We start from the raw sequence: 26,789 nt of genomic DNA, 5'->3' as shown, positions 1-26,789 counted from the left end.
GATCAGTCCACCACGCGCAGACTGCGCGGTATGGCGCCAGGGTCCGGCAGCCGCAACGGCTTGTCCCCCGGGCTGATCCGACCCAGCACCCGCGGGGTGGTCGCGCCGGTCAGAGCGCGGCCGTCGGCGTCGGCCAGCACACCGGGGATGCCGTGCCACGTCAGGTAGCCGATCAACGCCATCAGGTAGCCCTCCTTGTCGTCGATCGGTAGGCCGAGCTGGTCGGTGGACGCAAGCTGGGCGGGTGCGAGCTGCGCGGCGAGCCGCTCCCGCAGCACCGGGTTGCGCATGCCCCCGCCGGAGCCGTAGACCTCCGTCACGCCGTAGGGGCGCAGCGCGTCGGCCACCGTCACTGCGGTCAGCTCGGTCAGTGTCGCGACCAAGTCGGCGAGCCCGACCACGGAGGTCGGTCGATCGCCGAACGCGTCGAGATAGTCGGTCGTGAACAGCTCCCGCCCGGTCGATTTCGGTGCGGGAAGGGCGTAGTAGGGCTCCTTCAGCAACCGGGTCAGCAGGCGCCTGTCGACGGAGCCGGAGGACGCGAGGCGGCCGTCGGCGTCATACGCCCGAGCACCGGAGGTGGCCGCGGAGACTGCCGCGTCGATGAGGCAGTTGGCCGGACCGGTGTCGAATGCGGCGGTCCCGTGCGGCGACACGACGGTGACGTTGGCGATGCCGCCCAGGTTGAGGAGAGCAGCCGCGCTTCGCTGGTCTCGATACGGGCTCGTTCCTCGCCCTACTCGACCCGCAAGCAGCAGCAGCAGATCCAGGGTCCCGGCCAGCGGAGCGCCCTGCCCGCCGGCGGCGATGTCACGACTGCGGACATCACTGACGACCGGCAGACCGGTGCGTTCGACGATCGCCGCCGGTTGACCGAGCTGGAGACCGCCGCGGGCGACTCCGTCCTCGACCCAGTGGAAGACGGTCTGCCCATGGCTCACCACCAGATCGGCCGTGCCGCCGGCGAAGTCGTCGATCGCTGCCTGCACCGCGTCGGCGATCTCCCGGCCGGCGAGGATGTCGAGGCGGCATACGTCGGCGGTGGTGGTCGCGGCGGGAGGCAGCAGCGCGAGCAGCCCGTCGCGGGTGGACGTCGACCAGGGGTGTGTCCGGGCGCCCAACGGCCGCAGCGTCAGGTCACCATCGGCCGCGCCGGCGAGGTCCGCGACGGCGACGTCGATGCCGTCGACCGACGTGCCGGAGATGCAGCCGACGACGATCATCGAACCTCCTGCAATATGGAGCCTTTTCCCAGGCGACTGGCAGACAATGCGCATCTTGTGGCGTTGCGTGGCCGGAACGCCGAGCAAGCGCTCACTATGTGTCACGCAAAGCCGCCGTCAGAATATGTCAATCTTTAACGGTCGAGGGTGCGCAGCTGGCACGAAGTTTTCACTCGATGGTTACAGTGAAGCCTGGTCGTTCAGGAATCAACTTCCTGACTCGCAACCAACACCTTGGGACGCCCGCGCCGAAGGTCGGAGCCGAAGGTCGGAAAGGGACGTCATGGATCACGGAACAGGTGACTCGACCGCAGACCCCACACGAGACGTCCTCGTGCGCATGCGTTCGGTGCTGCCCCAACTACAACCCGCTGAGCATCGCGTCGCCGACGTCGTGCTGCGTGACCCGGCAGCGGCCGCGCACCTGTCGATCACCGAACTCGCCGAGCGTGCGGCGACTTCCGTGGCGACCGTGGCACGGTTCAGCCACAGTGTCGGCTTCAGCGGATATCCGCACCTGCGGCTCGCGCTCGCCGGAGCCGCCGCCCGCGAGTCCGCGCTGGGCGGGCCGACCCGCAAACCGCCGCCCGACCTCGACGAGGCGCAGACGACCGATGACATCGTGGCCGGGATCGTGCACCACGAGGTGCGCGCGCTGCAGGAGACCGCCGAGCACCTCGACCTGTCGCAGTTGGACGCGGCCATCGCAGCCGTCGCCGGGGCTCCTCGCGTGGAGATCTTCGGCATCGGCGCGAGCGGCCTGGTCGGGACCGACCTGCAATACAAACTGATGCGGGCCGGCCGAATCGCCTTCTGCTGGACGGAGTTTCACGCCGCGATGACTTCGGCCGTGCTGCTCGACCCGTCGGTCGTCGCCATCGGCATCTCGCACTCCGGCGCCACCCAGGACGTCGTCGAGGCTCTCGCCGCAGCCAAGGAGACCGGCGCGACCACCATCGCGGTCACCAACTTCTCCGGCTCCCCGATCGTCCAGCACGCCGACATCGTGCTGACCACGGCCGCCCGGGAGACGACCTTCCGGTCCGGGGCGCTGGCCAGCCGCACCGCACAACTCGCCGTCGTCGATTTCCTCTTCGTCGGTGTCGCCCGCTCGTCCCTCGAGGCCACCACCGAGGCGCTGACCCGCACGCACGACGCGGTCCGCGAGGCTCAGCCGATCAAGCATCGCAAGCAGTCGGCAACGAAAAGGAAAAAGTAGATCGATGAACCTAGGTGACCTCACCACCGAAGCGCGCAACCCGCGCAGCGCCGGACTCGACGCGATGGACACCCAGCAGATGCTGGAGTTGATGAATGACGAGGACCAGACCGTCGCCGTGGCCGTCCGCCGGGTGCTGCCCGAGATCGCCAAGGCCGTCGAGGTGATCGCCAGCTCGCTGCGCGCCGGCGGTCGACTGATCTATGTCGGGGCCGGCACCAGCGGACGGCTCGGGCTGCTCGACGCCGTCGAGTGCCCGCCCACGTTCGACACCGACGAGAACCAGGTGACCGCGCTGCTCGCCGGCGGCCGGTGGGCGTTCGTCGAGGCGGTCGAGGGGGCCGAGGACGACACCGAGACCGCGGCAGCCGACATCGACGGAATGCAGGTCGGACCCAACGACACGGTCGTCGGCATCGCGGCGAGCGGGCGGACGCCATACGTCGTGGCAGGGCTGCGGCGCGCGGACGAGCGGGGCGCCCAGACGGTCGCCCTGGCCTGCAACGTCGGGTCGGTCATCGGTCGCGAGGCGAACATCGCGATCGAGGTCGCCACCGGGCCGGAGGTGCTGACCGGGTCGACGCGGCTGAAGGCCGGCACCGCCCAGAAGATGGTCTGCAACATGCTGTCGACCGGGGCGATGGTGCGCATCGGCAAGACCTTCGGCAACTTCATGGTCGACATGCGACCCACCAACGACAAGCTTGTCGACCGCGCCGGCCGGATCGTCGCCGCGGCGACCGACTCGGACGAGCAGACTGCGGCGCGTGCACTGACCGCGGCCGACGGACGCACCAAGGTCGCCGTGGTGATGCTGCTGGCCGGTGTCGACGCCACGGCGGCAGCGAAGTTGCTGGACGAGGGCAGCGGGAGCGTCGCGACGGCGATCGGCCGCTGAGGATCGGCCGCTGAGCGGCGCGGTTCACGGCATACTGCACGGCATACGCGCGCCGGGATCGATTTCGGCTTCCGGGTCGTTGACCGATTACCCGACCGCCGCGGAGCAACCGCTTCCGGCGGGTTGACGACACATAGAAATGCTATTTACCATTCGCCCATGCAGCCCGAATCCGCTGGTGAGTCCGTCGTTCCCGAAGGCGCCAGATTGCTCAGCGCAGTGGCGCGCCTCAATCGGTGGGCGACCCGGCATGCCGAGCTCCCGATCCCACCCGCGCAGGCCAGGTTGCTCTCGCTGATCGACGAGCTCGGCCCGGCGCGCATCGGTGAGTTGGCCAACGCCGACCACTGCAGCCAGCCGACCATGACCACCCAGGTGCAGCGGCTGGAGGCCGCCGGGTGGGCCAGCCGGTCCACCGACCCCAGTGACGCGCGGGTCGCGCTGATCGATCTGACCGTCGAGGGTCGCACCCAGCTGGAGCAGTTGCGCGCTTCGCGTGCGGCGGCGCTGGCGCCCGAGGTCGCGCGGTTGAGCGAGCAGGAGCGGGTGGCGCTGCGCAGCGCGACCGAGATCATCCTGCGGATAGTTCACCCGGACGACGATGACCAGTAGTCCCCCGCGGGCTCTAACCTGAGCACATGCCCAAAGCCCATCCCGCAGCACGCGCCGAGGACGCCGTCAACGGCATCGTGGCGCGCCGGTTGCGCAAGCGCGGCTGGCAGCAGCAGGTGCTGCCTTACATGGGGTATGCCGGTGAGGGTTTTGCACGCGTGCTCGCGCGTGTGGTGCTGGGGCGCGACGGTCAGCCAACGACCGCTCCTGCGGCAGAGGAAGCGCCGATCCGTCGTGGTTTCAAGGTGTTCTTCACCGCTCCGCTGGCCGGAGTCGACGTGCAGGTGCGGTTCGGAGCCGCGAGCGCCACGGCCACGACCGATCGAGGCGGTTACCTCGATGTCGAGCTGCGCGACCACGGGCTCGCGCCGGGCCGGCAGCACGCCACGGTGACCGTCGGTGACCTGACCGTCGAGGCTCCGATCGAGGTCATTGGACCGGAGACGCGCTTCGGCATCATCAGCGACGTCGACGACACCTGCCTGGTGACCGCGTTGCCCCGCCCGATGATCGCGGCCTGGAACAGCTTCGTGCTGGAGGAGACCGCCCGCAAGGTCGTGCCCGGCATGCCGGCGATGTATCGCTCGCTGCTGGCCGACCATCCCGGCGCGCCGATCATCTACCTGTCCACCGGAGCGTGGAACACCCAGCCGATTCTGACCCGCTTCCTGCGGCGGCACGGCTTCCCGCTCGGCCCGGCGCTGCTGACCGACTGGGGCCCGACCGACGACAGCATCTTCCGCAGCGGGCAGGAGCACAAGCGCACGTCGTTGCGGCGGCTGGCGCGTGAATTCCCGCACATCCAGTGGCTTCTCGTCGGTGACGACGGTCAGCACGACCCGGTCATCTACGAAGACTTCGCCGTCGAGCACCCCGACAACGTTGCGTGCATCGCGATCCGGCAGCTCACCGTGACCCAGCAGCTGCTGTCCCACGGTCACCCGCTGGTGCGTGACGAGCTGCGCGGTCGACCGCTGCGGATGATCGTGTGCGAGGGGCCGGACGGATTCACCCTGCACCGGCTGGTCCGGAAGGCCCTCGTGCAGGAGTCGGGCACGCGGAGTGATGCCGATGCCTGAGCTGCCCGAGGTGCAGGGACTGGTCGATTTCCTGCGGTCCCGCGTGCTCGACCTCCCGGTCGCGAAGGTCGAGCTGGGGTCCTTCTCGGTGCTGAAAACCTATGACCCGCCGGTGGATTCGCTGGGTGGCCTCTCCGTGACGGACGTGCGCCGGCACGGCAAATGGGTCGACCTGGACGTCGACGGCATCCACCTGATCTTCCACCTGTCGCGTGCCGGGTGGCTGCGCTGGTCCGATGCGCTGCCGCAGACTGCCGTCCGGCCGGGCAAGTCGCCGATCGCGCTGCGGGTGCGGTTTGCCGACGACTCCGGCTTCGACCTGACCGAGCAGGGCACCCAGAAGCGGCTGGCCGCGTATGTCGTGCGGGACCCTTCCGAGGTGCCCGGGATCGCCTCGCTCGGGCCGGATCCGCTGGACATCTCCCGGGCGGATTTCGCTGCGCTGCTTGCCGATTCGCGATCTCAGGTGAAGGGTCTGTTGCGTGACCAGTCGGTGATCGCGGGCGTGGGCAACGCCTACTCCGACGAGGTGCTGCACGCCGCGAAGCTCTCGCCATACACCGTGGCCGGGAAGCTGACCGAGGACCAGGTGACGGCGTTGTATGAGGCGCTGCGCGACATCCTCACCGAGGCGATCGCGGCGGCCTCGGGCAAACCGGCGAAGGATCTGAAGGATGCCAAGCGGTCCGGCATGCGGGTGCACGGCCGCACCGGCGAGAAGTGCCCGGTGTGCGGTGATGTGGTGCGTGAGGTGTCGTTCGCGGACCGGTCGATGCAATATTGCGCGACCTGTCAGACCGGCGGCAAGACGTTGGCCGACCGCCGGATGTCTCGGCTACTCAAATGAGTCAGGATGGAGTCATGGCTGATTCCACGACGCCCGACAAGCTGGCCGACGACGCCGTCGTGATTGACGTGCGCGAGCAGAACGAATGGGATGCCGGGCATGCGCCGGGCGCCATACACATTCCGCTGGGAGAGCTGCCGGCTCGGCTGGGTGAGCTGCCCGAGTCCGACGAGCGTGACCCGCTGCCGATCATCTGCCGGTCGGGCAACAGGTCCGGCCGCGCGGTTGCCTGGTTGGAGCAGCAGGGCTTCGACACGATCAACGTCCATGGCGGCATGAAGCAGTGGGCGTTCGCGGGCAAGCCGGTCGTCGACGACTCCGGTGCCGACGGTCAGGTGATGTGACCGCCCGAGGTGGCCGAGGAGCGAGGCACGAGCCCTTCGAGACGCCCGCTCGTCCCTCACGGGCTCCTCAGGAACCACGTCTCGAGGCCTACACTGCCGCGGTGAACATCCTGTCGATCCAGTCCTCCGTCGCCTACGGTCACGCGGGCAACAGCTCGGCGGTGTTTCCGTTGCAACGCCTCGGTTTCGAGGTGTGGCCGGTCTACACGGTGCACTTCTCCAACCACACCGGGTATGGCGAGTGGCGTGGCCCGGTCTTCGAGCCGGAGACCGTCGCCGACGTGATCACCGGCATCGAGGAGCGCGGTGTGCTCGGCGAGTGCGACGCGGTGCTGTCCGGTTACCAGGGCGGCGAGCAGGTCGGTGCGGTGATCCTCGAGTCGGTCGCGCGCGTCAAGGCAGCGAATCCGGCGGCGATCTACTGCGCCGACCCGGTGATGGGTGACGTCGAGCGCGGCTTCTTCGTGCGGCCCGGCATCCCGGAATTCATGCGGGACAAGGTGATTCCCGCCGCGGACATCGTCACGCCCAACCAGTTCGAGCTGGACTATCTGACCGAGTCCGAGGTGCACACGGTCGACGAGCTGCTGCAGGCTGTCGACGCGCTGCGTGAGCGCGGCCCTCGCGTCGTGCTGGTCACGTCCGTGCAGACCGACGAGACCCCAGCGGACTCAGTGCAACTCGCGATCGTGACCGACGACGGCGCCTGGCTGGTGACGACGCCCCTCCTGCCGATGTACGTCTCCGGCGCCGGCGATGCGACGGCGGCGATCTTCCTGGCCCGCTGGATGACCGAGGATCCAGCGAAAGCCCTTGCGGACACAGCTGATTCGGTCTACTCGATCATGGAGCGGACTCATCAGGCGGGCACTCGTGAGATCCAGCTGATCCAGAGCCAGGACGCGATCGCGCACCCGCAGGGGCGTTTCGAGGTCGTCCGGTTGCGCTGAGGCGCGTGCCGTGGCCTCGGATCGGGTTCGCCGATGCCGAACGGGAGCTATAGCTCCCGCGTGGCATGGGCGAAAGCGTCATCGGGGCTGAGGTTCATGTGTATGACGTGCGTCCGAGGCGAAGGCCTGCTCGTAGAGGTCATAGACGACGCCGGCTTTCGCGTCGTTGTAACGCACTTCTCCGGTCAGTGCGGATCGCTTCGCGGCGGCATACCGTTCTTGCGCTCCGGTATTGGCAGCCAGCCACTCTCGGAACAGCAGATGCCGTTGTGGCTCGATCGCGCCGGGCGACCATACGTGCAGATTGGTGTTCGGCTCGGCATACGTCAGTTGCCGGTGTGCGTCGCCACCGAAATCGTCACGGAAGATCAGCCGCCAGCCGATCGACTCCAGTGCGGGCAGGTAGTCCCCCTCGGCATTCACGTCGGGCACCGTCAGGTCGATGTCGATGACCGGTTTCGCCAGCAACCCTGGGATCGCGGTCGAACCGACGTGTTCGATGGCGAGCAGCCTCTCCCCGAGCGCTTCCGTTATCGCTTCGCGCAGTGCCGCGTACTGGGTGGCGAACCGCGCGTGTCCGGTTGCTGTCAGCGGCCCGATCTCCGACTGCCGGTGTGCCACCCGCTCGCCCTGACGTCGAGCATTGGCGCCCGGGTTGAAGGGGCGCCACAGCGGATGGATCGACATGTCGGAGAGTGTATTTCAGCATGTTCGGTGCATCGCGATCATGGAGGTCGTGCGGCTGCGTTGAGGCGTCATACGACCGGATCGTCCAGATTCCGCAGGTGGCGCACCGGGCTGCACAACAGCACGAGCGGTGAGCCGATGGTGACCGCGCCGAGCACGAAGAGCGCGGGTCGCAGTCCGAGCCAGTGCCCGAGCATTCCGGCGGTGAGCGCGCCGAGTGGTATCGCGCCCCACGACACGAAGCGGACCGTCGCCATCACTCTGGACAACAACTCCGGCGGCGTAGCGGTCTGCCGGAAGGTCCGGGTCGCGGTGCTGAGCACGACAACGCCGAGCGCGAAGACGATGTTGCCGACGGCGAAGAGGATCCACGCGGTCACGTGAGCGCCGAGCGGGATGGTCAGGGCGCCGACGACAGACACGAAGCCGTAGACGATGCAGGCGCGCGCCGATCCGAGGGACCGGACGATCCGTGGCGAGAGCGCTGAACCGATGAGCGAGCCGACGCCCTCGGCAGCGAGCAGAAATCCGACGAGGCCGGCGGGTGCGCGTGTCGACTGGACCAGGTAGACCGCGAAGAGGGCCAGCTGGCCGCCGCAGACGAAGTTGGTGATCGTGGCGTCCCACATGCAGGCGTTCATGACCGGGTGGTGGCGGACGAAGTCCCAGCCCTCCCGCATCTGACGGCGCAAGGAGCCGACCTCCGTCCGGTCGCCCGGTTGGCGTCGCTCGGGCAGGCGCTGCAGGAGCGTCGCGGACACGAGGTAGCTCGCTGCGTCGACCAGCAGCGTCGGCACCGCGCCGATCGCCTGCACGAGCAGTCCGGCGACGGAGGGTCCGCTGAGCTGGGTGGTCGCGTGGGTGCCGCTCATCAGGCTGTTGCGCGCGTGCAACTCGGACTTGGGCACGACCGACGGCAGGAAGGTGGAGTTGGCCACGAAGAAGAACACGTTCGCGAACGACACGACGAGGGCGACGATCACCAGGTGCGCGAGCGTGAGGCCGTCGAGCCACCACGCGAGCGGGATGCTGAGTATGGCGACGGCGCGCAGCAGGTCGAGGCCGACCTGCAGACGACGCAGCGCCAGCCACTGCACAATCGCGCCTGCCGGGAGCCCGACCACCAGCCAGGCGATGTCGCCCGCTGCGGTCAGCACGCCCATCTCGACAGCGCCTGCATGCAGAATCAGCACCGCGACCAGCGGCATCGCGACCGTGGTCATCGCGCTGCCGACGCCGGACGTGGTGGACGCGGACCAGTAGGTCCAGAAGGCGCGTGGATCGCCGACCTCCGGCTCGCCCGAGTCGAGTGTGTGCACCGCGGCCGTGTCGTTCTGCGCCATACGCGTCCTCTCATGAGTTCCAAAATGGAACTAACTACGTTCCAGGATGGAATCTACTACGCTTCTCGCGCGTTGGAGGTGACATGCGGCACGAAGATCTCGGCGACGCCGACTGCGGCATCGCGCAGACACTGGGTGTCGTCCGCGACTGGTGGAGCTGGCTGATCGTGCGGGAGATCTCTTCCGGTGTCACGCGATTCGACGTCATACAGGACGCACTGGGCATCAGTCGGCGCGCCCTCAGCGAGCGATTGGCGTCACTCGTCGACGACGGGTTGGTCGAGCGGAGGGCCTATTCGACACGGCCGCCCCGGCACGACTACGTGCTGACCCGACGCGGCGAGGGGTTGCTGCCGGTGCTGATCGCGATGCAGGAGTTCGGCGACCGCTGGCTCCTCGGTGACGGCTCGGTGGCGGCGACGTCGTCGGTGCGTTCCGCCGAGTCGGAGCGGGTGCACCGCCTCGTGGGCACCACGCTGCCGGACCTGACGCTGCCTGCGCACGACGGGTCGGACGTCGCGTTGCGCGGAGCCGGGTGGCGCGTCCTCTACTTCTTCCCCGGTGCGTTCGTGTCCGGCGTGCAGGGCCATCCGCCGGGCTGGGACGACATCCCCGGCGCACCCGGCTGCACCCTGGAGTCGCGGACGTATGCCGCTCGCGAACCGCGGTTCGACGCGATCGGGGTGGGCCTGCACGGCGTGAGCACGCAGCGGGCCGACCAGCAGAAGGCGTTCGCCGACGCCGAGAAGCTGCCGTTCACGCTGCTGTCCGATCCGGACGGCCGCGTCGCGGCGGCACTTCGACTGCCGATGTTCAGGGTCGCGGGAGCGGAGCGCTACAAGCGACAGTCGTTGCTCGTCGATCCTGGCGGTGTCGTGCGGTTCGTCCAGGCGCCGATCATCGACCCGGCCGGATCGGTGGACGAAATGCTCTCACAGGCAACGGAATTGGCGGGTTGACCAGTCGTCGGTCAGGGCGTGTGTTTCAGCATCTGCCAGGTCGACGCCGTCGCGACGACGATGATCAGCGCGGCGAAGCACACGACGAGCGTGACGGTCGGGACCCAGGTGAGCAGCACACCGCACGCGATGACCGGCACGGTGATCCCGGCGTATGCCGCGAGGAACATCCCCGCCACGGTCTCTCCGCGGTGGGCCGGGTCGGCCATCCGGTTCGCAGCGGCGATCGACGAGGCGAAGATGAGGCCGATGCCGGCGCCGGCGATGACGCCACCGAGGGCGAAGAGCGCGATCAGACCTGCCATCGTGCCCGCACCGACGAGCACGAGCCCGGCGACGATGAGCGCGATCCCGGCCTGCAGCTTCGGGCGTGGCCGCAGCGCGTAGAACGCCACTTGCGAGACCGAGGACGCGCCCATGGTGCCGAAGACGACGAGACCGGTGACCAGCCGTGACTGCTCGTGCATGACCTCGCCGAGCACGCTGCCGGTGAGCGAGGTGAAGAACCCGAGGACTGCGAACGACCCCGCCGCGGCCAGCCCGCTGGCGATGAATTCCGCTCGCACCTCAGGGGATACGCTCACGCGCTGCGGTTTGTATGACGGCCGCCGCGCCGGCACCTGCACCGTCTCCGGGGCGCGGAATGCGATGAGCCCGACCAGCAGAAGTGCGACGAGGAACGCCACGTAAGGGAGTGTCAACGGGTGCGGCAGCCACTCGGTGAGCATGCCGCCGATCAGCGGCCCGAGCGCGAGACCGCCGGTGTTGACCGCACTCGCGACCAGGCTGGCGCGACGCCCGTCCTCGCCCGGCGCGCCGACGCGGCGCAGTTCGGCGAGGTGTGCGGTGGCGGTCGACGTCACCGCACCGATGCCCGCCCCGCAGATGAACCGCGCGATGAGCAGGCTGGTGACGTCCTTGAGGAAGACGAAGATGAGGCAGGACGCCAACTCGGTGAGCACCGCGGCGAGCAGCACCCGCCGCCTGCCGAGGTAGTCCGACACGTGCCCGGCGAAGTAGAGCCCGCCCATCACCCCGAAGCCGTATGCCGCGAAGATCACCGTGATCATCAGCGTCGGGAAGCCGTCGCGGTCCTGGTAGAGCCCGTACATCGGCGTCGGCACTGTCGTGAACGCCATCGTCGCGGCGAATCCGGCGGCGATCAGCCAGAACGCACGACGGTGTCCGGCATCTCCGGACGAGGTGCGGGTGGTGTCCGGAGCGGCTGACGTCATACCTCCATGGTCCGCTGCGGGGCGTCCGGCGGCAGCAGCGGGGCCGGGCACCCCGGGAACACCCCTCGATGCCGATGTCTAACACTGTCTAGCGCGAGCGGCAGAAGACGCGATAGGCCGCAAGCCGGTTAGGTTGAGGTGATGGCACACCAACCGGGCCGCGTGCTCGTCACGGGCGCGAGCGGCTACATAGGGTCGCGACTCGCGCCGGAGTTGCTGGCGACCGGGCGGCACCTGTCGGTGCTGGCCCGGCATCCCGACAGGATCCGCGAGCGTGACTGGGCCCGCGACGAGGACGCAGTGCGGGTGGTCGCCGGTGACGCGACCGATCCGGACGACCTGCGGCAGGCGATGGAAGGTGTCGAGATCGCCTATTACCTGCTGCACTCGATGGACGGCGACGGAGATTTCCGCGAGCGGGACAAGCGTATGGCGCACCAGTTCTGCCATGCCGCAGCCGATTCCGGCGTGCAACGGATCGTCTACCTGTCCGGCCTGCACCCCGACGTCGAGGAGCTCAGTCCACACCTGGCCTCACGTGTCGAGGTCGGTGACATCTTCCTCGCCGGTGAGGTGCCCGCGACGGTGCTGCAGGCCGCGGTGATCGTCGGGTCGGGTTCGGCGTCGTTCGAGATGCTGCGGCATCTGACGCACCGGTTGCCGGTGATGGTCGCCCCGCAGTGGCTGAACAACCGCATCGAACCCATCGCGGTCCGTGACGTCCTGCATCTGCTGGTCGCGGCGGCCGAGCTTCCCGCCGACAGCAACCGCACCTTCGACATCGGTGCGGGCGAGGTGGTGACCTATCGGGGGCTGATCGACTGCTACGCGGCCGCGGCCGCGCTGGGCCGCCGGCGAGTGGTGACCGTCCCGGTGCTCACGCCCTGGCTGGCCAGCCAGTGGGTCGGCCTGGTGACGCCGGTGCCGACCGGTGTCGCCAAACCGCTCGTCGGCAGTCTCGTGCATGAGGTCGTATGCCGCGAGCGCGACATCTGGGAGCTGGTCGACGTGCCCGAGCCGATGCGCCTGGACGCGGCGATCGCAGCGGCACTCGATGGAGCGGGTCGCGGCTCCGGGCAGCTTCCCGAGCCCGGGCAGGCCGAGCCGGGCGGGCTGACCAGCGCCGATCCGCCGTGGGCGGGTTGAGCGTGACACGTCGGCGGATCGCGGCGCTGGTCGCCGAGGCGGCGACCCTCGCTGCTGGCGTGCCCGCGCTGCGCCGGGCCATCCGCAGCCCGCGCGGCGGGCCGGACTTCCGGCGGCGCACGGTCGAACTTGCCGTGATCTGGACCGTTGGAGCCGTGGCCGTCCGCGTCGCGACACCGGCTGAGCGCCGACCCTTCGACGTCCGGGAGCAGGTCCTCCGGCCTGCTGCCGTCGGTGCCGGCTTGGTCGCGGCCTTCGCGGCCGGCGGCGTCGTTGGGTCACGTGTTCCCTTGCTACGAAAGCAGATCGCCGACGTCGTCGATCACGCTCGGAAGGGTCCGCTCGTCCCGGTCGCCGCACTGGCGCTCCTCACCGGAGCAGCCGAGGAGCTGTTCTTCCGTGGGGCGTCATACGACATGGCGCGGAGCGTCGGCCTGCCTGCGGTGGCCGGCACCACCGCGTTGCACATCTTGGTGACCTCGGCCACCGGCAACCCGATGCTGGTGCTGGCGTCGGGGCCGCTCAGTGTGCTGGCCGGCTGTGAGCGAGCGCGCACCGACTCCGTCGTGGCGCCGCTGGTGCTGCACGTGATCTGGTCGACCGGCATGCTCTGCGTGCTGCCGCCGATTCTGCAGCGCCCCCGCTGATCGAGTGCCCGGACCCATGCTGATCGAGTGCCCGGACCCACGCTGATCGAGTGCCGGGGGAGCGGGCGGGGTCCCCGCGAAGTATTCGGAGGAGCGAAGCGGGGGAGAAACTTCGTGGGGTGCCGGAGCGGCGGAGGGTGTATCGAGATCAAGTGGGCGCCATCACCACTCGATGCCCGCCTCTACCAGTGTCTAGTGTGAATGCCAGAAGGCGCCATACACCCCAATGCGAAGGAGACGCGATGCGTGGAGTCATGCTGCACAGCCCCGGCGACGTGCGGGTCGAGGACCGTCCGGATCCGACGATCACCCAGCCGACGGACGCGATCATCCGACTCGCGGCGACCTGCGTGTGCGGCTCGGACCTGTGGTCCTACCGCGGCGCGAACGACTTCGACGGCCCGATCCCGATGGGCCACGAGTATGTCGGTGTCGTCGAGGAGATCGGTGACGACGTGTCCACGGTCGCACCGGGCGACTTCGTGGTCGGATCGTTCATGGCGTCCGACGGCACCTGCGAGATCTGTCAGGCGGGCTACCAATCCCGTTGTGCCCACGTGCAACCCGTCGGCCGCAGCGGCACGCAGGCCGAGCGTGCACTGATCCCGTGGGCAGATGGGACCCTCGTCGCCACATCGGGTATGCCGGACGCCGACCTCCTCCCGTCGCTGCTCGCCGCGTCGGACGTGTTGGGGACCGGCTGGTTCGCGGCGGATGCTGCAGCGGTTGCGCCTGGGAAAACCGTTGTCGTTGTTGGGGATGGCGCGGTCGGCCTGCTCGGTGTCCTGGCGGCGCGGGAGTTCGGGGCGGAGCGCGTCATCGCGATGAGCCGGCACGAGCCGCGGCAGCAGTTGGCGCGTGCCTTCGGTGCGACGGACATCGTCGAGGAGCGCGGCGACGACGGCGTCGAACACATCAAGGAGATGACCGGCGGGTATGGCGCACACTCGGTCATCGAGGCGGTCGGCACGCAGGAGTCGATGATGCAGGCGATCCGGTCGACGCGCGCCGGCGGTCATGTCGGGTTCGTGGGGGTCTCGCACGGGGTCGAGCTGCCGGGTCAGGAGATGTTCTACTCCGCCATACATCTGCACGGCGGGCCGGCACCGGTGCGCCGCTACCTGCCCGACCTGATCGACCGCATCGAGAGCCGAAAGATCAACCCTGGCAAGGTTTTCGACCTGACACTGCCGTTGGAGGAAGCCGCCGAGGGGTATGCCGCGATGGACGAGCGGCGGGCGATCAAGACACTGCTGACTGTGTGAGAAGAGCGGGCACTCTGGTCGAGTGCCGGAGCGGTGGGTCGAGTGCCGGAGGAGCGAAGCGGGGGAGGTGTATCGAGACCAGCGAAGCGGGGGAGGTGTATCGAGACCAAGTGCGCTCACCGCAGCGGCTTGCCCTCCGCCAGGTTCGCGAGCGTCTTGGCGATGCGGTTCTCCCGTGTCTCCGGCTTCTTGGCGCTCTCGATCCAGGTGACGTATTCCTTCTGCTTGGTATAGGAGAGCGACGCGAAATAGCTTGCCAGTGCTGGCTTCTCGGTGAGAGCGGCAGCTACCTCCGGCGGTAGCGTCACGTCTCGGGGCGCGGTGTCCAGCTCGAGGCCGACGGTGACCTCGTCGCCCGCGTGCACGCCGGCCTTGGCCCGGTGTTCCTTGTTGACGCCGAAGAGGAACTGCCCGCCCATGCGCGCGATCGACGTGCGGTACGTGTAGTCGCCGAGCGTCACGACGACCTTCGGACGCTTGCCACCGCCGAGCTCCTCGACGAGGTTGTCAGGCACGGTGATCCCGAGATTGTCCTTGCCGTGCAGCTGGATCGTGGTCTCGAACTCCATGTGCGCTCCTCCGCTGGTCACAGGTGTTCGATCGATCCTTGCACCGATCGATCATGCTGGTCGAGTAGCTCACTCAAGCTGGTCGAGTAGGGCGAGGCGCTAACCGAGGCCGGCTCACTCAAGCTGGTCGAGTAGGGCGAGGCGCTAGCCGAGGCCGTATCGAGACCAAGCGCGGAAACAGGAGGAAGAGCATGACAGTGACGGTGACCCGCTTCGCCGAAGCGACGACCATGCCGTGGCTCGGTGGCGGAGGCATCACGCACGAACTCGCCCGTCACCCGGCAGACGGCGACTTCGGATGGCGGCTGAGCGTTGCCGAGGTGGAGCAGGACGGGCCGTTCTCCCGGATCGATGGCGTGGACCGCGTGATCGTCCTGTGCTCGAAAGGTCGAATGACGCTGCACAGTCCGGATGCTGTGGAGTTGCAGCGTTTTTCGCCATACAGCTTCGAGGGTGAGACGGAGGTCGCCTGCACGGTGTCTGACGGTCCGACCCGTGACTTCAACGTGATGACCCGGCGCGGTGCGTATGCCGCGCACGTCGCGACCGTTGTCGGTGGCACGGCAATGGCGGAGGTGCTGCCAGGCGCGGAGGTCTTCGTCTTCTGCATGGACGGCACGGTGTCGTGCGGGGTCGAGCTCGGGCCCTTCGATCTGTCGCAGCTCGATACTGCGGCAACGGTCGACGCGACCGCCGGCGCGGCGATCGTCGTCACGATCACACACTGAAGCTGGTCGAGTAGCCCACGCAGGCTGGTCGAGTAGCGGTGAGGAACGAGCCGCGTATCGAGACTGCGATCCGCCTAGGCTGAACCGATGACCGAGACCGAGAGCGCCACTCCCGCCGGCGCGTACGGCAGTCGCATCAAGCTCAGCGGTCTGGTGACGATGCTCGCGTGGGACGTCGGACTGCCGCTGGTCGCCTACTACGTGGCGCGGGCTGCCGGGCAGAGCGCGTTCTGGTCGCTGGTGGCGGCGACGATCGTCTCCGGTCTGCGGGTCGCGTGGGGTGCGTGGCAGCACAAGAAGATCGACGCGTTCTCGGCGTTCATGATGACGCTCTTCGCGCTCGGCATGGTGTTGTCGGCGATCACCGGCGACGCGCGGTGGCTGCTGGTGAAGGGTTGTGTCGTCACGGCGCTCGCGGGTCTGATCTTCCTGGTCAGTGCCGTGCTGAAGCGGCCGCTGACGTTCACCGTCGGCAAACGCCTCGCGGCCAGGGACCCGGAGTCGCTGGCCGAGCTGGAGCAGGGTTGGCGCGAATCCGCAGAGTTGCGAGCAGGATTCATCCAGCTGTCGCTCCTGTGGGGCTTCGGGCTGGTGATCGAGTCGGTGGTGCGGTTGGTCGTCATCTACACGATGTCGCTGGACTTCTCGGTCGCCGCGTCGGCCGTCATACAGATCGCGGCGTATGCCGTGATGCTCGTCGTCACCATCGCGCGCATCAAGGAGATGCGCGCCCTCGCGGCCGAGTAAGCCACTCAAACTGGTCGAGTAGCGGCGAGGAACGAGCCGCGTATCGAGACCGCCCACCCAAGCTGGTCGAGTGCCGGGGGGAGCGCAGCGGAGGAGGTGTATCGAGACCACCGTCCTCGATGCCACCCGCTAGCGACGTATCACCCAACCCCTAGATACCTCTATACAGTCCTCGCGTGTAGCCGGTTTGATGGATCGACCTCTCGATGCGACACGCTAACGATGTATCAGCCAAACCCTAGATTTACTCATACAGTCCTCGCGTGGATCCGATACGCAACCCCTATGCGCCCGGTGCCGGGCAGCGCCCGCCCGAGCTGGCCGGCCGTGACGACGAGCTGCGCACCTTCGACGTGGTGCTGGAGCGCATCGCCCGTGGCCGCCCGGAGCGCTCCGTCGTGCTCACCGGTCTGCGCGGTGTCGGCAAGACTGTTTTGCTGAATGCGTTGCGGTCAGCGGCTGTTCGCGCGAAGTGGGGCACCGGCAAGCTCGAGGCACGTCCTGATCAGCGGCTGCGCCGCCCGCTCTCCTCCGCACTGCACCAGGCGGTCCGCGAGCTCGGCCACTCCCAGCAGGAGGACGTCGACCAGGTGCTCGGCGTCATCAAGTCCTTCGCCCAACGGGACGCCCCGGCCAACGCCAAGCTGCGCGACCGCTGGAACCCGGGCATCGATGCACCCGCAGTTTCCGGCCGCGCCGACTCCGGCGACATAGAGATCGACCTGGTCGAATTGCTCTCTGACGCAGGCGGATTGGCCGCCGACATGGGCCGCGGCATCGCGATCTTCATCGACGAGATGCAGGACCTCGATCCCGAGGACGTGTCCGCGCTGTGCGCCGCGTGCCACGAGATCAGCCAGGCGTCGCTCCCGATCATCGTCGTCGGCGCCGGCCTGCCGCATCTGCCGGCGGTGCTGTCGGCGTCGAAGTCGTACAGCGAGCGGCTCTTTCGATACGCCCGCATCGACCGACTTCCCCGCCAAGCCGCCGACAAGGCGTTGCAATCACCCGCCGAGGAGGAGGACGCGAAGTTCGACGACGCGGCACTCGATGCCATGTATGCCGCCACCGGCGGCTACCCCTATTTCATCCAGGCCTACGGCAAGGTCGCGTGGGACGTCGCACCCGGCTCGCCAGTCGGCGCCGCCGACATCGACGTTGCTGCACCTGCAGCTGAAGCCGAGCTGGCGGTGGGATTCTTCGGATCCCGTTACGAGAGAGCGACTCCCGGCGAGCGCGAATACCTCCGCGCGATGGCGGACGCCGCGCTCGACATACCCGACGACGACCGGGACGACGTCGAGTCGGTGCCGACCTCCGAAGTCGCCAAGGTCCTCGGTCGCAAGCCGCAGTCACTCTCGCCGGCGCGCGACGCCCTGCTGAAGAAGGGCCTGATCTACTCCGGCGAGCGCGGCCGTATCGCGTTCACCGTCCCGCACTTCGGGAGGTACCTGCGCAGCGTGAGCTAGGTCGGGCGGAGTCACCTCATTCTGACAGTGCCACTGATAGTGTTATTGCGACGAATCACATCCCCCGCGCACCGAGACTGACAGGCTGGGTCGACGCGCCGTATCAGGAGGGTGCTCCATGGCCGAGACTCCGCAAACCACCGACTCGCACGTCGCGCTGCCGTTGGAGGGCGTTCGCGTTCTCAGCCTGGCGATCAATCTGCCCGGCCCGGCAGCGGCAGCGCGGTTGCGTGCCCTCGGCGCGCACGTCACCAAGGTCGAACCCGTCTCCGGTGACCCGCTCGCGCTGGGCGTGCCGGCCTACTACGAGCAACTCGTCACTGGTCAAGAGGTCGTCACGCTGGATCTCAAGGCCGCCGATCAGCTCGATCAGTTGTGGGAGCGGCTGGCCGACACCGACCTGCTCATCACATCCTCGCGGCCGTCCGCGCTCGCGCGTCTCGGCGTCGACTGGGAGACGATTCACGCGAAATTCCCCCAGCTGTGCCAAGTCGCGATCGTCGGTCACCCCGGTGCGGAAGCCGAGATCGCCGGCCACGATCTGACCTACCAGGCGAGTGTCGGCACCCTCCGGCCACCGGGCCTGCCCACGGTGCTGGTCGCGGACCTGGCCGGTGCCGAGCGGGCCGTGGCCGACGGGTTGGCCGCGCTGGTCGGCTGCGGCCGCACCGGCGAGGGACAGTTCCGCGAGGTCGCCCTCAGCGAGGTCGCGGCGGACATGGCGCAGCCCGCGGCCCACGGCATGACCACGCCAGAGGGATTCCTCGGCGGTTCGCTGCCGATGTACCGGATCTATTCAGCAGCAACGGGATTCGTCGCCGTCGCGGCGCTGGAAGGGCACTTCTGGAAACGCCTGACCGAGGAGCTCGGTGTCGAAGGCAGCCAAGAGGACCTGGAGACGGCATTCGCCGAACGCACGGCCGAGGAGTGGCAGGCCTGGGCCCAGGAGCGTGACCTGCCGATCGCCGCCGTACGCACCCCATACGCACCCTGACGTCGTAGAAGAAATGTGAACCATGCAGCTCAGCAGTGCCTACCGTTCGCCGTGGATGGACGAAGACCTGGATGATCTTCGGTCCATGGCGCGCACCTTCTTCGAGAAGGAATCCATCCCCAACCAGGAGCGCTGGGCCCAGCAGAAGCAGGTCGACCGCGAGTACTGGGACGCGGCCGGCGCTGCGGGTCTGCTGTGCATCTCGATCCCGGAGGAGTATGGCGGCGGCGGTGGCACCTTCGCCCACGAGGCCGTGGTGATGGAGGAGCAGGCGCAGGCTGGCGATGACGCGTTCGGGAACAGCGTGCACAGCACGATCGTCGCCCATTACATCCTCAACTACGGCACCGAGGAGCAGAAGCAGCGCTGGCTGCCGAAGATGGCGACCGGCGAGCTCGTCGGCGCGATCGCCATGACCGAGCCGGGTGCGGGATCCGACCTGCAGTCGCTCAAGACGTCGGCGAAGCTCGACGGCGACCACTACGTCGTCAACGGGTCAAAGACGTTCATCACCAACGGTTCTCACGCCGACCTGATCATCATCGTGGTGCGGACCGGTGGGGAGGGCGGCGCGGGGCTGTCGCTGCTCGTCGCGGAGACCAAGGACTTGGCCGGCTTCGAGCGTGGGCGTGTCCTGGAGAAGCTGGGCATGCACGGGCAGGACACCCGCGAGCTGTTCTTCTCCGATATGCGGATCCCGACGGAGAACCTGTTGGGCGGTGAGGAGGGCCAGGCGTTCATCCAGCTGATGCAACAGCTGCCGCAGGAGCGGCTGATCATCGCGGTCTCCGCAGCGAAGGTCGCCGAGGTGGCCGTGGAGCTCACCTTTCAATACGCCAAGGATCGCAAGGCATTCGGCAAGGAACTGCTCAAATTCCAGAACACCCGGTTCGTGCTCGCCGAGTGCGCCACCGAGGCGCGCGCCGTGCGGACGCTGGTGGACCACTGCGTCATACAGCACCTCAAGGGCGAGCTCGATGCGGCGTCGGCGTCGATGGCCAAGTACTTCAGCACCGACAAGCAGGTCGAGATCATCGACCGTTGCCTGCAGGTGTTCGGCGGCTACGGCTACATGACCGAGTATCCGATCGCCCGGATGTACGCCAGCGCGCGCGTGCAGAAGATCTACGGCGGGACCAACGAGATCATGAAGGAGCTGATCGCTCGCACGCTCTGATCCGCCGCCGTGCCGGCTCGATCATGCGCCGGCGTCGTGCGTTTCCGCCGCGGCGCGCTTCAGGGCCGCATCCCGCTTGGTGTCGTTGACCGCGGACTCATAGGAGCGGATCAGCGCCGCAATCGTCAGGGGCTTGAATCGTTCGACGGTCTCTCGCAGATCGTCGGCGTCAACTCCGCCGTCGCGGTATGCCGGCCAGACGATGTCACGGAAGACCTCGGTGAGTTCCTCGGCGATCGCTCGCCCGTGGGCATCGAAGATGTCCTTGGCCTGCCGGGCAGCGGCGGCGGGCAGCCCGAGCGTGAGGATCGAGACGCCGATGGACAAGTGGGCGACACTGACGTCATACCGCCGTCCGGCGCGCCGGACGATCCCGAGGTCCTCCAGGATGCCCACGTCCTGCGGACTCAGGTCGCGCCCCGCGCGGGCGCTGAGTTCGGCCATCGACAACGATTCCGGCTGCTCGGCCATCCAGGGGGCGAGCAACGTGCGGTGCAGGGCGATGGTCTCGGGGGATGCGTCCGCCGGCACGCGCGCCAGATAGGTCTCGATGGCGCTGAGCGTGAACCCGTGCGCCTGCAGCTCTCGGATCAGCTCCAGCCGCACCAGGTGATCGGCCGTGTAGTGCGCGGTTCGTCCACGTCGGGTGGGCGCCGACAACATGCCGCGCCCGGTGTAGAAACGGATGTTGCGTGCGGTCACGCCGGAGCGGGCAGCGAGCTCGTCAAGGGTGAACTCGGCGGGGGCGCGACCTGGCATCTCGTCATACTCGCATACCTGCGACAGTCGAAGTCCGAGGGTGACACCGAAACTGTCACCGTATGGATGTCGCGTCGAGGTGGTTGCCAGCCGCGCCGGCTTGCCCGGCGCCGTCGCGGGCGCCAGTCCCAAGGCACCGACACCGGTTTCGGTAGGACTCGCGTGCTACTCGTGCAGGTCGTCCTGGCTCGCAGTCACCTGCGACTCTGGATCCACCCAATGCCCAGTCTGGACAGCCGACACCCACCAGCTGTGTGCACTGACGTTCGGAGGTATGAGGGTGTGGATCCATTGCAATGGATCCACACCCTCAACTTTCGCGTTCTGCACGGGACTCTGCGTATGGCCGTTCTCTCCGAGTCACCGCCAATGGGTTGCGCGTCCGGCTGTGCGATAAGGGAAGGCGCGCTGTGATCTGTACGTCTCGCCGGCCTCGATGCGTGCCTTGTTCTTCGCGTGGATCGCTGCAGCCTCTGCCAGCGACGGCACGCGCAGTGGCTTCGAAGCCGCGCCGCTCATGCCGTGCCCTGGGCGCGGCGAGCTGCATTCTTGGTTGCGATTTCTGCGATTTGGTTTGCAACCGTGATCACAATCTGAGTTGCGACCTGCTGCACAACGGGGTGCCGCGCAATGGTGATGATGCCGCTGATCATGACGTGTTCCCTTCCTGGTACCAAGTTAGTACTTAGTGAGTACACCGTTTGTATCGCCGTTAGTCGGTACCTGTCAAGTACGCAACTGGTACTATGGCGGACGATGAGTGAGGAAGAGGAGCGCCGGCAGAGCATCGGCGCGACGGTCAAGACGCTGCGTGAGGCTCAGGGCTTGAGTCGTCAGGACTTGTGTCTCTTGACCGGGTCGGATGATGTCAGGCCACTCAGCGTGGAGATGCTGGCCAAGATTGAGCAGGGACGGAAGGCGCCCTCAGCCACCACGCTGAAGCGGCTGGCTGTGGCGCTCGGGATTGACGCACCCGATCTCTCACAGCGCGCCAGTGCCTGGCAATTTCATAAGGCGCGCGGAGCTGATGATGCGACACTTCGCGCCGGAACCGTGAGCGGAGCGCTCGGGCAAGCCTTGGGTGCAGCTGCGGTTGGCGCACTTGTAACGCCCGCCCCAATCCTTGCGGCGGCCACCACGGCTGCAGTCCATCGCCGTCGACGTGGGCGCAAGCGTCTCGAGGCCGCACTCTCCGAGGCCCTAGCGAAGCTCCCAGAGGAGCAGTTGGAAGACTTCGCTACGGAGCTCGGGGTCGATGTGTCGGACCCCGCGGACTGACCACGGTGCGTCTGCACCGTGGGAGGGCCATAGGCGCCATCGCTGCAGCGAATGGGACCTTGCCGGGCGGGAGTCTATGGATGTCCCAGCATGTGCCAGCGATGTCGGCCGGTGAACCACATGCCAGTCTGACGCGATCTGCGGTATTGCCCAAGCCACCCGAACGGCTGGATGACCACGTCGACCCGCCAAGAGCGAGTCGACGACGGAAGTTTGTCTCCGCCATGCACGAGGTGCGCGTACCACCCGGGGTATCGGCTCGTGATCATGGTCGCGGTGGGCGGGTTCGACGTGGAGTTGGTGATCCATCGTGGAGGCTCAGCGCGGTCACACGAATAGTTGGGCAGCACAGGCACGGGCACGTGAAAAGACGAATGGAAGGGGTCCGATCCACCGAGGCAATGGTTCTGAATCCACGGGTGCTCTTCGAGCGCCGGGTTGCGCCGAAGTTGCTGAAACGGCTGCGAGGGAAGGCCACAGGCTTCGGAGACTTGCTCATCGAGGAGATTGAAGGCGGCGCAGTCAGGGTGCCCAGCCCAAGTCGTGATGAGTGCGATGTCTTCGCCCCACCAATCGTCGAGGAGCGCGAGTATCGGGTGATCCGTCGGGCGACCGAGTCCGATCCACGCAGCCAATCCGATGTCGGGGCGGCGCCACCCGAGGCCAAACATCGCAAGTTCCAAGACGCTGACGACGGCAGCTGCTTGCTCGATGTGGTCTGCCGTCTCCCGGAGCCGAGCGTTCCAGCGCGGGTATTCACCGCCCGGGTCTGCCAAGGAGCGCCACGCGGCCGTGTTCCAGCGAACCCACTCGTCGTCACGCCCGAGGAAAGCAGCCTGAGATGGTTGCGTGCGGCCACGGTCAACCGGGTTCACTGCCATCGGGAAGTCCATCCCACTGAGCCTTGGAAAACGAGCACGCCTAGACCTCCAACCCGGATATCCGGTAGGTCGCTGAGTCATCGATCTGGCTCAGCACGTCGGCGACATGCTCATCGGTCGGTCCATCGTCGGCGTCGTCGAGCGTCACCGATTGGAGCAACTCTCGCAGCACGGAGCCCGTTACCTCGGACTCCATCTCAGCGACGTTGAACCGGGTTGGCGTCATCTTGCCTGCCTGAGCGAGTTGGAACGCCGAGTGGAGGAGATCAGTGGCGGTTCCAGACATGCCGTCGTGAACGGTGAGAAGTCGCTCACCGGTGTCAGTGCTGATCCTGAAATCGACGGTCGTCACGCTGGTGTCCTCCCTAAGCGGCTGCGGCATCACGGAGTATGCCGGAACACCTCCCAGCCTGCTGCCAGATCGATGTTGGCGGGTTCCGTGTCTTGTTGGGTGCGCTGGGCGGCGGCCAACGACTAATCTCACGAGCGTGCCAGGAGTCGAGCGTTTCAACGACAAGGTTTCCTTCGCCGACGCTTCTCTGACGACGGTGACGGATGAGGAGTCTGAGCAGTCCGGGCATAAGGGCAGCGAAGCGGATCGGGGCAAGCAACACGATGACCCGCGCGAGCCGTTGTCGTCGATCATCGGCCTGCTCGACGAACGTGTCGGCACCGACCTCACCGAGACCGACCAGTTCTTCTTCGAACAAGCCCAAGTCGACCTGGCCGACAACGCCCACGTCATGGCGGTCGCGCAGCACGATGGCGAAGACCAGTCCATGTCCGTTTTGGACGGCTACCTCGGAGGCGCCATGATCGATCGTCACGACGTTAACAGCGACTTGGTGCAAGCGTTCCTCGACAAGCCCGACTTCCGCAGCGCACTCACTCAGATGATTGGCCGCGAGTTCTACAAGACCATCCGTGAATCAGGCGAAAGCGCATGACACTCGACGCCGACGACCCTGCTGGTACCACCGCGCCCTCGGCTCCCATGGGGGACGACCGTTTCTCACCGTTCGTGGCCAGTCAGCTGTCGACGTCGCTCGATGGCGCTGTTGCGCTCTCCGCCACTGAGTCGCGCGAAGCTGCCCTCGAACGCTTGGAGGCTGCCGAGTTCGACCAAGCTCCAGTGCAGTCCGGCGGCGACACCGTCGGGTGGGTGCACCTTCGCGACCTCAAAACTGGTGACGGCACTGTCGCCGGGCACCTGACTCCGCTCAGCCGCACTCCAATTGTCGCAGCGACGACATCGTTGTCGCGTGTTCTGCCAGCAGTGCAGAACGGCTTCGTGTTCACGGTCCATGGCGCCGGCTTGAGCGGGTTCATCGTGCCCAGCGATTTGGAGCGCCACGCAATGCGTGGGCACTTTTACCTGGCAATTGCTGAAATCGAGATGTGTCTGACCGACGTCATCGGCGCAGCCGTTCCCGACAAGGTTATCGAAGAGCTTGTGCGGAAGTCACCAGGAGCCAACCGCTTCAAGAAGGCACGCAAAGAGGGCACGGACACCAGGATTGTCGAGTATCTCGACCTGAGGGATCTTCTCAATGTGTATGTGAGCCGCGTGGATCAGGACGTTCCGGGTCCCATCTCGGAGACGATGGGTGAGCTCCCCGAATTTCGGAACGTGATCATGCATGCGACGAAGCCGCTGGTTGTGGAGTACCCGCCAGGTCGTCTTGCCGACCTTGATGCGCGCGTTCGTGAGGTCCGTGACTACGTGTGCAAGACAGTCGAAAACGTCGCGCCGAGAGGATGGTTTGGTGTCTGATCTGAAGCTCTTCCGTATCACGGATGGCGCAGCGGAGGAACTGGCCAGTTCCTCCGTAGCGCTGGAACGGTCCCTCCAGATGGTGATCGAACGGAACATGGAGACACTGTTCGGTGTACGGCTCCTGGACTCTGAGTTCTCCACTGGCGTCAAGCACGGTGGACGGATGGACTCCCTCGGTATTGACGAGAACTACAGCCCGGTGATCTTCGAGTACAAGCGCGCCGTCAACGAGAACGTCATCAACCAAGGACTGTTCTATCTCGACTGGCTAATGGACCACCGCGGTGACTTCACGATGCTGGTTCTCGATCGCCTCGGATCGGAAGCTGCAGCCGCCGTCGACTGGCGCAATCCGCGACTGATCTGCGTTGCAGGTGGCTTCACACGGTACGACGAGCACGCAGTGCAGCAGATGAACCGCAGCATCGAACTTGTGCGCTACCGCGACTTCGGTGGGGAACTACTGGCTCTGGAACTGATGAGCGGAACGAAGGTCGACAACACCGGGTCTGAGGGAGCGCCGGCAACGCCAGGACCCGGGACGGGCAGCGTGGCCTCGACCAAGACCGCGACTGAGTACCTCGCACAGTCATCGACGGAACTTCAAGACCTATACGAAGCGGTGGAGGCGTTCTGCATCGCGCTCGGCGACGACGTCACGAAGAAGACCTTGAAGAATTACTTCGCCTTCCGTCGGCTGAAGAACTTCGCTTGTGTGGAAGTTCATCCGCAGACACGGAACCTGTTGGTCTACCTCAAGGTCAACCCTGACTCCATCACACTGGAAGACGGATTTAGCCGCGACGTCAGGTCGATCGGACACTTCGGCACAGGTGATCTGGAGTTGCGTATGCGGGGACCCGAGGATATGCAGCGCGCGCAGGGGTTGATCGAGCGCTCCTACGAGGAGAGCTGATGGAATCTTGCCCGCTACTGCAATGGCATGAAGGCCAGCATGCGGTCACTCATATTTTGCCGGTGCCGTCAATCATGGTGGGCGTGGTGCTTCCGGTCGGTGACTTGAACGGCACGGGTTCGTGGACCCCTGCGGATGATGTCCCATGGGCCATTCGTAATGGCTGAGTCTGCGGGACCTGGAGCCCCATATGATGCCGTTTCGGCCCTCGTGGATTGGGTGCTGAATCGGCAGCGGTTCGGTCCGGTTCGAACTCGTCGATCGATCACGCTCGAGGAGTTTCGGCAGACTGTTCGACATAGCTCAGGCGGTGCCAGGCTCGGAGAGGATCTGCTCGGTTCGAAGCTGCGTTTGCCTCTCGCTACGACAGACCAACGATTTGGAGCATTCGCTGTCGCGGCATCGATGCAAATTGAGGTATGCCTGCTGTTGAGTCTGGCGTGGAGGGAAGGAGTGTCGAATGCCGACCGTTTGGACTGAGTGGGGTGCGCTCACTCGGTTTCTCGAGAGCGCTCGGCTTGCTTTCGCACGAGAGCGGAATCTATGGAGCTCGCTTGAGCTCTCCGATCCTGACGCGGTGATGATCACGAGCACCACGGGCCGCCGGCGCTATGAAGTGGCGCTGAAGAACCACCTATCCGCCGTCGAAGACGAAGTCACTCTCTATGCGTCGGTGCTGATCCACACGTACGCACTCGCAGAGTCGGCTGCGTGTCGGAAACTTGGGATCGATTCGCGGACTGCTGGCGGCATCGAAGTCTGGGGAGGGAGTCTGCTCGGCGAGCACAGTCGAGACTGGAGTGGGGTCTTCGATGGGGAAGCTGGCGCAGTCGAAGTTGCAGTGGTACGGAACGCTTTCGCGCACGGCACGCGGCTGATCGACGACTCCTCAGAGCAACGATTGGCGGCAGTTGGTGCCCCGCCGCGAACGTCTGGAGATGTTGTGACCTTGGACTACGAAGAGTTGCGCCAGTATCGAGACCGGCTGCGAAGTTTGCTACGGGTCGGCGGCGTAGACCCGATGTCGTCGACCCCATGAA

General features: G+C 66.7%; 30 protein-coding genes. 21 read left to right on the top strand and 9 right to left on the bottom strand.

Annotated features, from left to right (window positions below):
• Window positions 1-2: 2 nt before the first annotated feature.
• Entirely contained in the window at window positions 3-1,223 is a 1,221-nt protein-coding gene (locus tag ACSZL9_RS15600) for an anhydro-N-acetylmuramic acid kinase (protein ID WP_446666437.1), read from the bottom strand.
• A 283-nt stretch (window positions 1,224-1,506) separates the two neighbouring features.
• Between ACSZL9_RS15600 and ACSZL9_RS15595 the strand changes: the two genes are divergently transcribed.
• From ACSZL9_RS15595 to pdxY, 7 genes are all read left to right on the top strand, one after another.
• Window positions 1,507-2,442 (top strand): MurR/RpiR family transcriptional regulator, encoded by a 936-nt coding sequence (locus tag ACSZL9_RS15595; protein ID WP_446666436.1) that lies wholly within the window; start codon window positions 1,507-1,509, stop codon window positions 2,440-2,442.
• Between the two features lie 4 nt (window positions 2,443-2,446).
• A complete protein-coding gene (murQ, locus tag ACSZL9_RS15590; protein WP_446666435.1) occupies window positions 2,447-3,340 on the top strand; it encodes an N-acetylmuramic acid 6-phosphate etherase in 894 nt (297 codons plus the stop codon).
• Window positions 3,341-3,499: 159 nt separating this feature from the next.
• Window positions 3,500-3,952 carry a MarR family winged helix-turn-helix transcriptional regulator gene (locus ACSZL9_RS15585; RefSeq protein WP_446666434.1) on the top strand — a complete coding sequence of 151 codons (453 nt, stop codon included), beginning with the start codon at window positions 3,500-3,502 and terminating at the stop codon, window positions 3,950-3,952.
• Window positions 3,953-3,978: 26 nt separating this feature from the next.
• On the top strand, window positions 3,979-5,031 hold the full coding sequence (locus tag ACSZL9_RS15580; RefSeq protein ID WP_446666433.1) for an App1 family protein: 1,053 nt from the start codon (window positions 3,979-3,981) through the stop codon (window positions 5,029-5,031).
• Window positions 5,024-5,878 carry an Fpg/Nei family DNA glycosylase gene (locus ACSZL9_RS15575; protein ID WP_446666432.1) on the top strand — a complete coding sequence of 285 codons (855 nt, stop codon included), beginning with the start codon at window positions 5,024-5,026 and terminating at the stop codon, window positions 5,876-5,878. Before ACSZL9_RS15580 ends, ACSZL9_RS15575 begins: the two co-directional genes overlap by 8 nt.
• A gap of 14 nt (window positions 5,879-5,892) precedes the next feature.
• Entirely contained in the window at window positions 5,893-6,222 is a 330-nt protein-coding gene (locus ACSZL9_RS15570) for a rhodanese-like domain-containing protein (RefSeq protein WP_446666431.1), read from the top strand.
• A 101-nt stretch (window positions 6,223-6,323) separates the two neighbouring features.
• A complete protein-coding gene (pdxY, locus tag ACSZL9_RS15565; RefSeq protein ID WP_446666430.1) occupies window positions 6,324-7,172 on the top strand; it encodes a pyridoxal kinase PdxY in 849 nt (282 codons plus the stop codon).
• Between the two features lie 78 nt (window positions 7,173-7,250).
• Here pdxY and ACSZL9_RS15560 read toward each other — a convergent pair whose 3' ends face one another.
• Both ACSZL9_RS15560 and ACSZL9_RS15555 read right to left on the bottom strand, forming a co-directional pair.
• Window positions 7,251-7,859, bottom strand: a complete 609-nt coding sequence (locus ACSZL9_RS15560) for a GrpB family protein (RefSeq protein WP_446666429.1) — start codon at window positions 7,857-7,859, stop codon at window positions 7,251-7,253.
• A gap of 68 nt (window positions 7,860-7,927) precedes the next feature.
• A complete protein-coding gene (locus ACSZL9_RS15555; protein WP_446666428.1) occupies window positions 7,928-9,202 on the bottom strand; it encodes an MFS transporter in 1,275 nt (424 codons plus the stop codon).
• An 83-nt stretch (window positions 9,203-9,285) separates the two neighbouring features.
• Here ACSZL9_RS15555 and ACSZL9_RS15550 point away from each other — a divergent pair, with 83 nt between their 5' ends.
• Window positions 9,286-10,161 carry a winged helix-turn-helix transcriptional regulator gene (locus tag ACSZL9_RS15550; protein ID WP_446666427.1) on the top strand — a complete coding sequence of 292 codons (876 nt, stop codon included), beginning with the start codon at window positions 9,286-9,288 and terminating at the stop codon, window positions 10,159-10,161.
• A gap of 11 nt (window positions 10,162-10,172) precedes the next feature.
• On the opposite strand, the gene ACSZL9_RS15545 is transcribed toward ACSZL9_RS15550, so the two are convergent.
• Complete coding sequence (locus tag ACSZL9_RS15545) at window positions 10,173-11,396, bottom strand: MFS transporter (protein ID WP_446666426.1); 1,224 nt, start codon at window positions 11,394-11,396, stop codon at window positions 10,173-10,175.
• Window positions 11,397-11,537: 141 nt separating this feature from the next.
• Here ACSZL9_RS15545 and ACSZL9_RS15540 point away from each other — a divergent pair, with 141 nt between their 5' ends.
• The 3 genes from ACSZL9_RS15540 to ACSZL9_RS15530 all read left to right on the top strand — a co-directional run bounded on the left by ACSZL9_RS15540 (window position 11,538) and on the right by ACSZL9_RS15530 (window position 14,454).
• On the top strand, window positions 11,538-12,542 hold the full coding sequence (locus ACSZL9_RS15540; RefSeq protein WP_446666425.1) for an NAD(P)H-binding protein: 1,005 nt from the start codon (window positions 11,538-11,540) through the stop codon (window positions 12,540-12,542).
• 2 nt (window positions 12,543-12,544) lie between these two features.
• Window positions 12,545-13,189: a CPBP family glutamic-type intramembrane protease gene (locus ACSZL9_RS15535; protein ID WP_446666424.1), complete on the top strand. Its 645-nt coding sequence runs from the start codon at window positions 12,545-12,547 to the stop codon at window positions 13,187-13,189.
• Between the two features lie 242 nt (window positions 13,190-13,431).
• A complete protein-coding gene (locus ACSZL9_RS15530) occupies window positions 13,432-14,454 on the top strand; it encodes a zinc-dependent alcohol dehydrogenase family protein (protein ID WP_446666423.1) in 1,023 nt (340 codons plus the stop codon).
• Window positions 14,455-14,570: 116 nt separating this feature from the next.
• On the opposite strand, the gene ACSZL9_RS15525 is transcribed toward ACSZL9_RS15530, so the two are convergent.
• Window positions 14,571-15,023 (bottom strand): YdeI/OmpD-associated family protein, encoded by a 453-nt coding sequence (locus tag ACSZL9_RS15525; RefSeq protein WP_446666422.1) that lies wholly within the window; start codon window positions 15,021-15,023, stop codon window positions 14,571-14,573.
• Window positions 15,024-15,214: 191 nt separating this feature from the next.
• Between ACSZL9_RS15525 and ACSZL9_RS15520 the strand changes: the two genes are divergently transcribed.
• From ACSZL9_RS15520 to ACSZL9_RS15500, 5 genes are all read left to right on the top strand, one after another.
• Window positions 15,215-15,751: a HutD/Ves family protein gene (locus ACSZL9_RS15520; protein ID WP_446666421.1), complete on the top strand. Its 537-nt coding sequence runs from the start codon at window positions 15,215-15,217 to the stop codon at window positions 15,749-15,751.
• Window positions 15,752-15,838: 87 nt separating this feature from the next.
• Complete coding sequence (locus tag ACSZL9_RS15515; protein WP_446666420.1) at window positions 15,839-16,498, top strand: VC0807 family protein; 660 nt, start codon at window positions 15,839-15,841, stop codon at window positions 16,496-16,498.
• Between the two features lie 263 nt (window positions 16,499-16,761).
• Complete coding sequence (locus ACSZL9_RS15510; RefSeq protein WP_446666419.1) at window positions 16,762-17,967, top strand: AAA family ATPase; 1,206 nt, start codon at window positions 16,762-16,764, stop codon at window positions 17,965-17,967.
• 118 nt (window positions 17,968-18,085) lie between these two features.
• On the top strand, window positions 18,086-18,961 hold the full coding sequence (locus tag ACSZL9_RS15505) for a CoA transferase (protein ID WP_446666418.1): 876 nt from the start codon (window positions 18,086-18,088) through the stop codon (window positions 18,959-18,961).
• Window positions 18,962-18,983: 22 nt separating this feature from the next.
• Entirely contained in the window at window positions 18,984-20,138 is a 1,155-nt protein-coding gene (locus tag ACSZL9_RS15500; protein WP_446666417.1) for an acyl-CoA dehydrogenase family protein, read from the top strand.
• Between the two features lie 21 nt (window positions 20,139-20,159).
• On the opposite strand, the gene ACSZL9_RS15495 is transcribed toward ACSZL9_RS15500, so the two are convergent.
• Complete coding sequence (locus ACSZL9_RS15495; protein ID WP_446666416.1) at window positions 20,160-20,897, bottom strand: MerR family transcriptional regulator; 738 nt, start codon at window positions 20,895-20,897, stop codon at window positions 20,160-20,162.
• A 515-nt stretch (window positions 20,898-21,412) separates the two neighbouring features.
• Entirely contained in the window at window positions 21,413-21,550 is a 138-nt protein-coding gene (locus ACSZL9_RS15490) for a hypothetical protein (protein WP_446666415.1), read from the bottom strand.
• Between the two features lie 103 nt (window positions 21,551-21,653).
• Here ACSZL9_RS15490 and ACSZL9_RS15485 point away from each other — a divergent pair, with 103 nt between their 5' ends.
• A complete protein-coding gene (locus tag ACSZL9_RS15485) occupies window positions 21,654-22,175 on the top strand; it encodes a helix-turn-helix domain-containing protein (protein WP_446666414.1) in 522 nt (173 codons plus the stop codon).
• Between the two features lie 74 nt (window positions 22,176-22,249).
• Here the strand turns inward: ACSZL9_RS15485 and ACSZL9_RS15480 are convergent, their stop codons facing one another.
• Together ACSZL9_RS15480 and ACSZL9_RS15475 are read right to left on the bottom strand one after the other, a co-directional pair.
• The gene (locus ACSZL9_RS15480) at window positions 22,250-23,068 is read right to left on the bottom strand and encodes a hypothetical protein (protein ID WP_446666413.1); all 819 of its coding nucleotides are present in this window, start codon (window positions 23,066-23,068) and stop codon (window positions 22,250-22,252) included.
• 28 nt (window positions 23,069-23,096) lie between these two features.
• The gene (locus ACSZL9_RS15475) at window positions 23,097-23,408 is read right to left on the bottom strand and encodes a hypothetical protein (RefSeq protein WP_446666412.1); all 312 of its coding nucleotides are present in this window, start codon (window positions 23,406-23,408) and stop codon (window positions 23,097-23,099) included.
• 136 nt (window positions 23,409-23,544) lie between these two features.
• Here ACSZL9_RS15475 and ACSZL9_RS15470 point away from each other — a divergent pair, with 136 nt between their 5' ends.
• From ACSZL9_RS15470 to ACSZL9_RS15455, 4 genes are all read left to right on the top strand, one after another.
• Entirely contained in the window at window positions 23,545-24,003 is a 459-nt protein-coding gene (locus tag ACSZL9_RS15470) for a hypothetical protein (RefSeq protein WP_446666411.1), read from the top strand.
• Window positions 24,000-24,830: a hypothetical protein gene (locus ACSZL9_RS15465; RefSeq protein ID WP_446666410.1), complete on the top strand. Its 831-nt coding sequence runs from the start codon at window positions 24,000-24,002 to the stop codon at window positions 24,828-24,830. Before ACSZL9_RS15470 ends, ACSZL9_RS15465 begins: the two co-directional genes overlap by 4 nt.
• Window positions 24,823-25,749: a DUF5655 domain-containing protein gene (locus tag ACSZL9_RS15460; protein WP_446666409.1), complete on the top strand. Its 927-nt coding sequence runs from the start codon at window positions 24,823-24,825 to the stop codon at window positions 25,747-25,749. The genes ACSZL9_RS15465 and ACSZL9_RS15460 overlap by 8 nt, the downstream gene beginning before the upstream one ends.
• Window positions 25,750-26,326: 577 nt before the next feature.
• Window positions 26,327-26,788 carry a hypothetical protein gene (locus ACSZL9_RS15455; RefSeq protein ID WP_446666408.1) on the top strand — a complete coding sequence of 154 codons (462 nt, stop codon included), beginning with the start codon at window positions 26,327-26,329 and terminating at the stop codon, window positions 26,786-26,788.
• Window position 26,789 lies beyond the last annotated feature (1 nt).

The sequence above is a fragment of the Flexivirga sp. B27 genome, assembly GCF_052905685.1.
The sequence above is the reverse complement of the archived record's forward strand: the minus strand, read 5'-3'. Positions and strand labels throughout refer to the sequence as shown.

What these genes read in the sequence shown, in the direction of transcription:
- ACSZL9_RS15580 (WP_446666433.1), top strand. Translation starts at nt 3,979, where the DNA reads ATGCCCAAAGCCCATCCCGCAGCACGCGCCGAGGACGCCGTCAACGGC.
- ACSZL9_RS15585 (WP_446666434.1), top strand. Translation starts at nt 3,500, where the DNA reads ATGCAGCCCGAATCCGCTGGTGAGTCCGTCGTTCCCGAAGGCGCCAGA.
- ACSZL9_RS15550 (WP_446666427.1), top strand. Translation starts at nt 9,286, where the DNA reads ATGCGGCACGAAGATCTCGGCGACGCCGACTGCGGCATCGCGCAGACA.
- ACSZL9_RS15525 (WP_446666422.1), bottom strand. Translation starts at nt 15,023, where the DNA reads ATGGAGTTCGAGACCACGATCCAGCTGCACGGCAAGGACAATCTCGGG.
- ACSZL9_RS15480 (WP_446666413.1), bottom strand. Translation starts at nt 23,068, where the DNA reads ATGGACTTCCCGATGGCAGTGAACCCGGTTGACCGTGGCCGCACGCAA.
- ACSZL9_RS15560 (WP_446666429.1), bottom strand. Translation starts at nt 7,859, where the DNA reads ATGTCGATCCATCCGCTGTGGCGCCCCTTCAACCCGGGCGCCAATGCT.
- ACSZL9_RS15465 (WP_446666410.1), top strand. Translation starts at nt 24,000, where the DNA reads ATGACACTCGACGCCGACGACCCTGCTGGTACCACCGCGCCCTCGGCT.
- ACSZL9_RS15515 (WP_446666420.1), top strand. Translation starts at nt 15,839, where the DNA reads ATGACCGAGACCGAGAGCGCCACTCCCGCCGGCGCGTACGGCAGTCGC.
- ACSZL9_RS15495 (WP_446666416.1), bottom strand. Translation starts at nt 20,897, where the DNA reads ATGCCAGGTCGCGCCCCCGCCGAGTTCACCCTTGACGAGCTCGCTGCC.
- ACSZL9_RS15530 (WP_446666423.1), top strand. Translation starts at nt 13,432, where the DNA reads ATGCGTGGAGTCATGCTGCACAGCCCCGGCGACGTGCGGGTCGAGGAC.
- ACSZL9_RS15505 (WP_446666418.1), top strand. Translation starts at nt 18,086, where the DNA reads ATGGCCGAGACTCCGCAAACCACCGACTCGCACGTCGCGCTGCCGTTG.
- ACSZL9_RS15575 (WP_446666432.1), top strand. Translation starts at nt 5,024, where the DNA reads ATGCCTGAGCTGCCCGAGGTGCAGGGACTGGTCGATTTCCTGCGGTCC.
- ACSZL9_RS15555 (WP_446666428.1), bottom strand. Translation starts at nt 9,202, where the DNA reads ATGGCGCAGAACGACACGGCCGCGGTGCACACACTCGACTCGGGCGAG.
- ACSZL9_RS15500 (WP_446666417.1), top strand. Translation starts at nt 18,984, where the DNA reads ATGCAGCTCAGCAGTGCCTACCGTTCGCCGTGGATGGACGAAGACCTG.
- ACSZL9_RS15490 (WP_446666415.1), bottom strand. Translation starts at nt 21,550, where the DNA reads ATGATCAGCGGCATCATCACCATTGCGCGGCACCCCGTTGTGCAGCAG.
- ACSZL9_RS15595 (WP_446666436.1), top strand. Translation starts at nt 1,507, where the DNA reads ATGGATCACGGAACAGGTGACTCGACCGCAGACCCCACACGAGACGTC.
- ACSZL9_RS15520 (WP_446666421.1), top strand. Translation starts at nt 15,215, where the DNA reads ATGACAGTGACGGTGACCCGCTTCGCCGAAGCGACGACCATGCCGTGG.
- ACSZL9_RS15600 (WP_446666437.1), bottom strand. Translation starts at nt 1,223, where the DNA reads ATGATCGTCGTCGGCTGCATCTCCGGCACGTCGGTCGACGGCATCGAC.
- ACSZL9_RS15545 (WP_446666426.1), bottom strand. Translation starts at nt 11,396, where the DNA reads ATGACGTCAGCCGCTCCGGACACCACCCGCACCTCGTCCGGAGATGCC.
- ACSZL9_RS15540 (WP_446666425.1), top strand. Translation starts at nt 11,538, where the DNA reads ATGGCACACCAACCGGGCCGCGTGCTCGTCACGGGCGCGAGCGGCTAC.
- ACSZL9_RS15570 (WP_446666431.1), top strand. Translation starts at nt 5,893, where the DNA reads ATGGCTGATTCCACGACGCCCGACAAGCTGGCCGACGACGCCGTCGTG.
- ACSZL9_RS15485 (WP_446666414.1), top strand. Translation starts at nt 21,654, where the DNA reads ATGAGTGAGGAAGAGGAGCGCCGGCAGAGCATCGGCGCGACGGTCAAG.
- murQ (WP_446666435.1), top strand. Translation starts at nt 2,447, where the DNA reads ATGAACCTAGGTGACCTCACCACCGAAGCGCGCAACCCGCGCAGCGCC.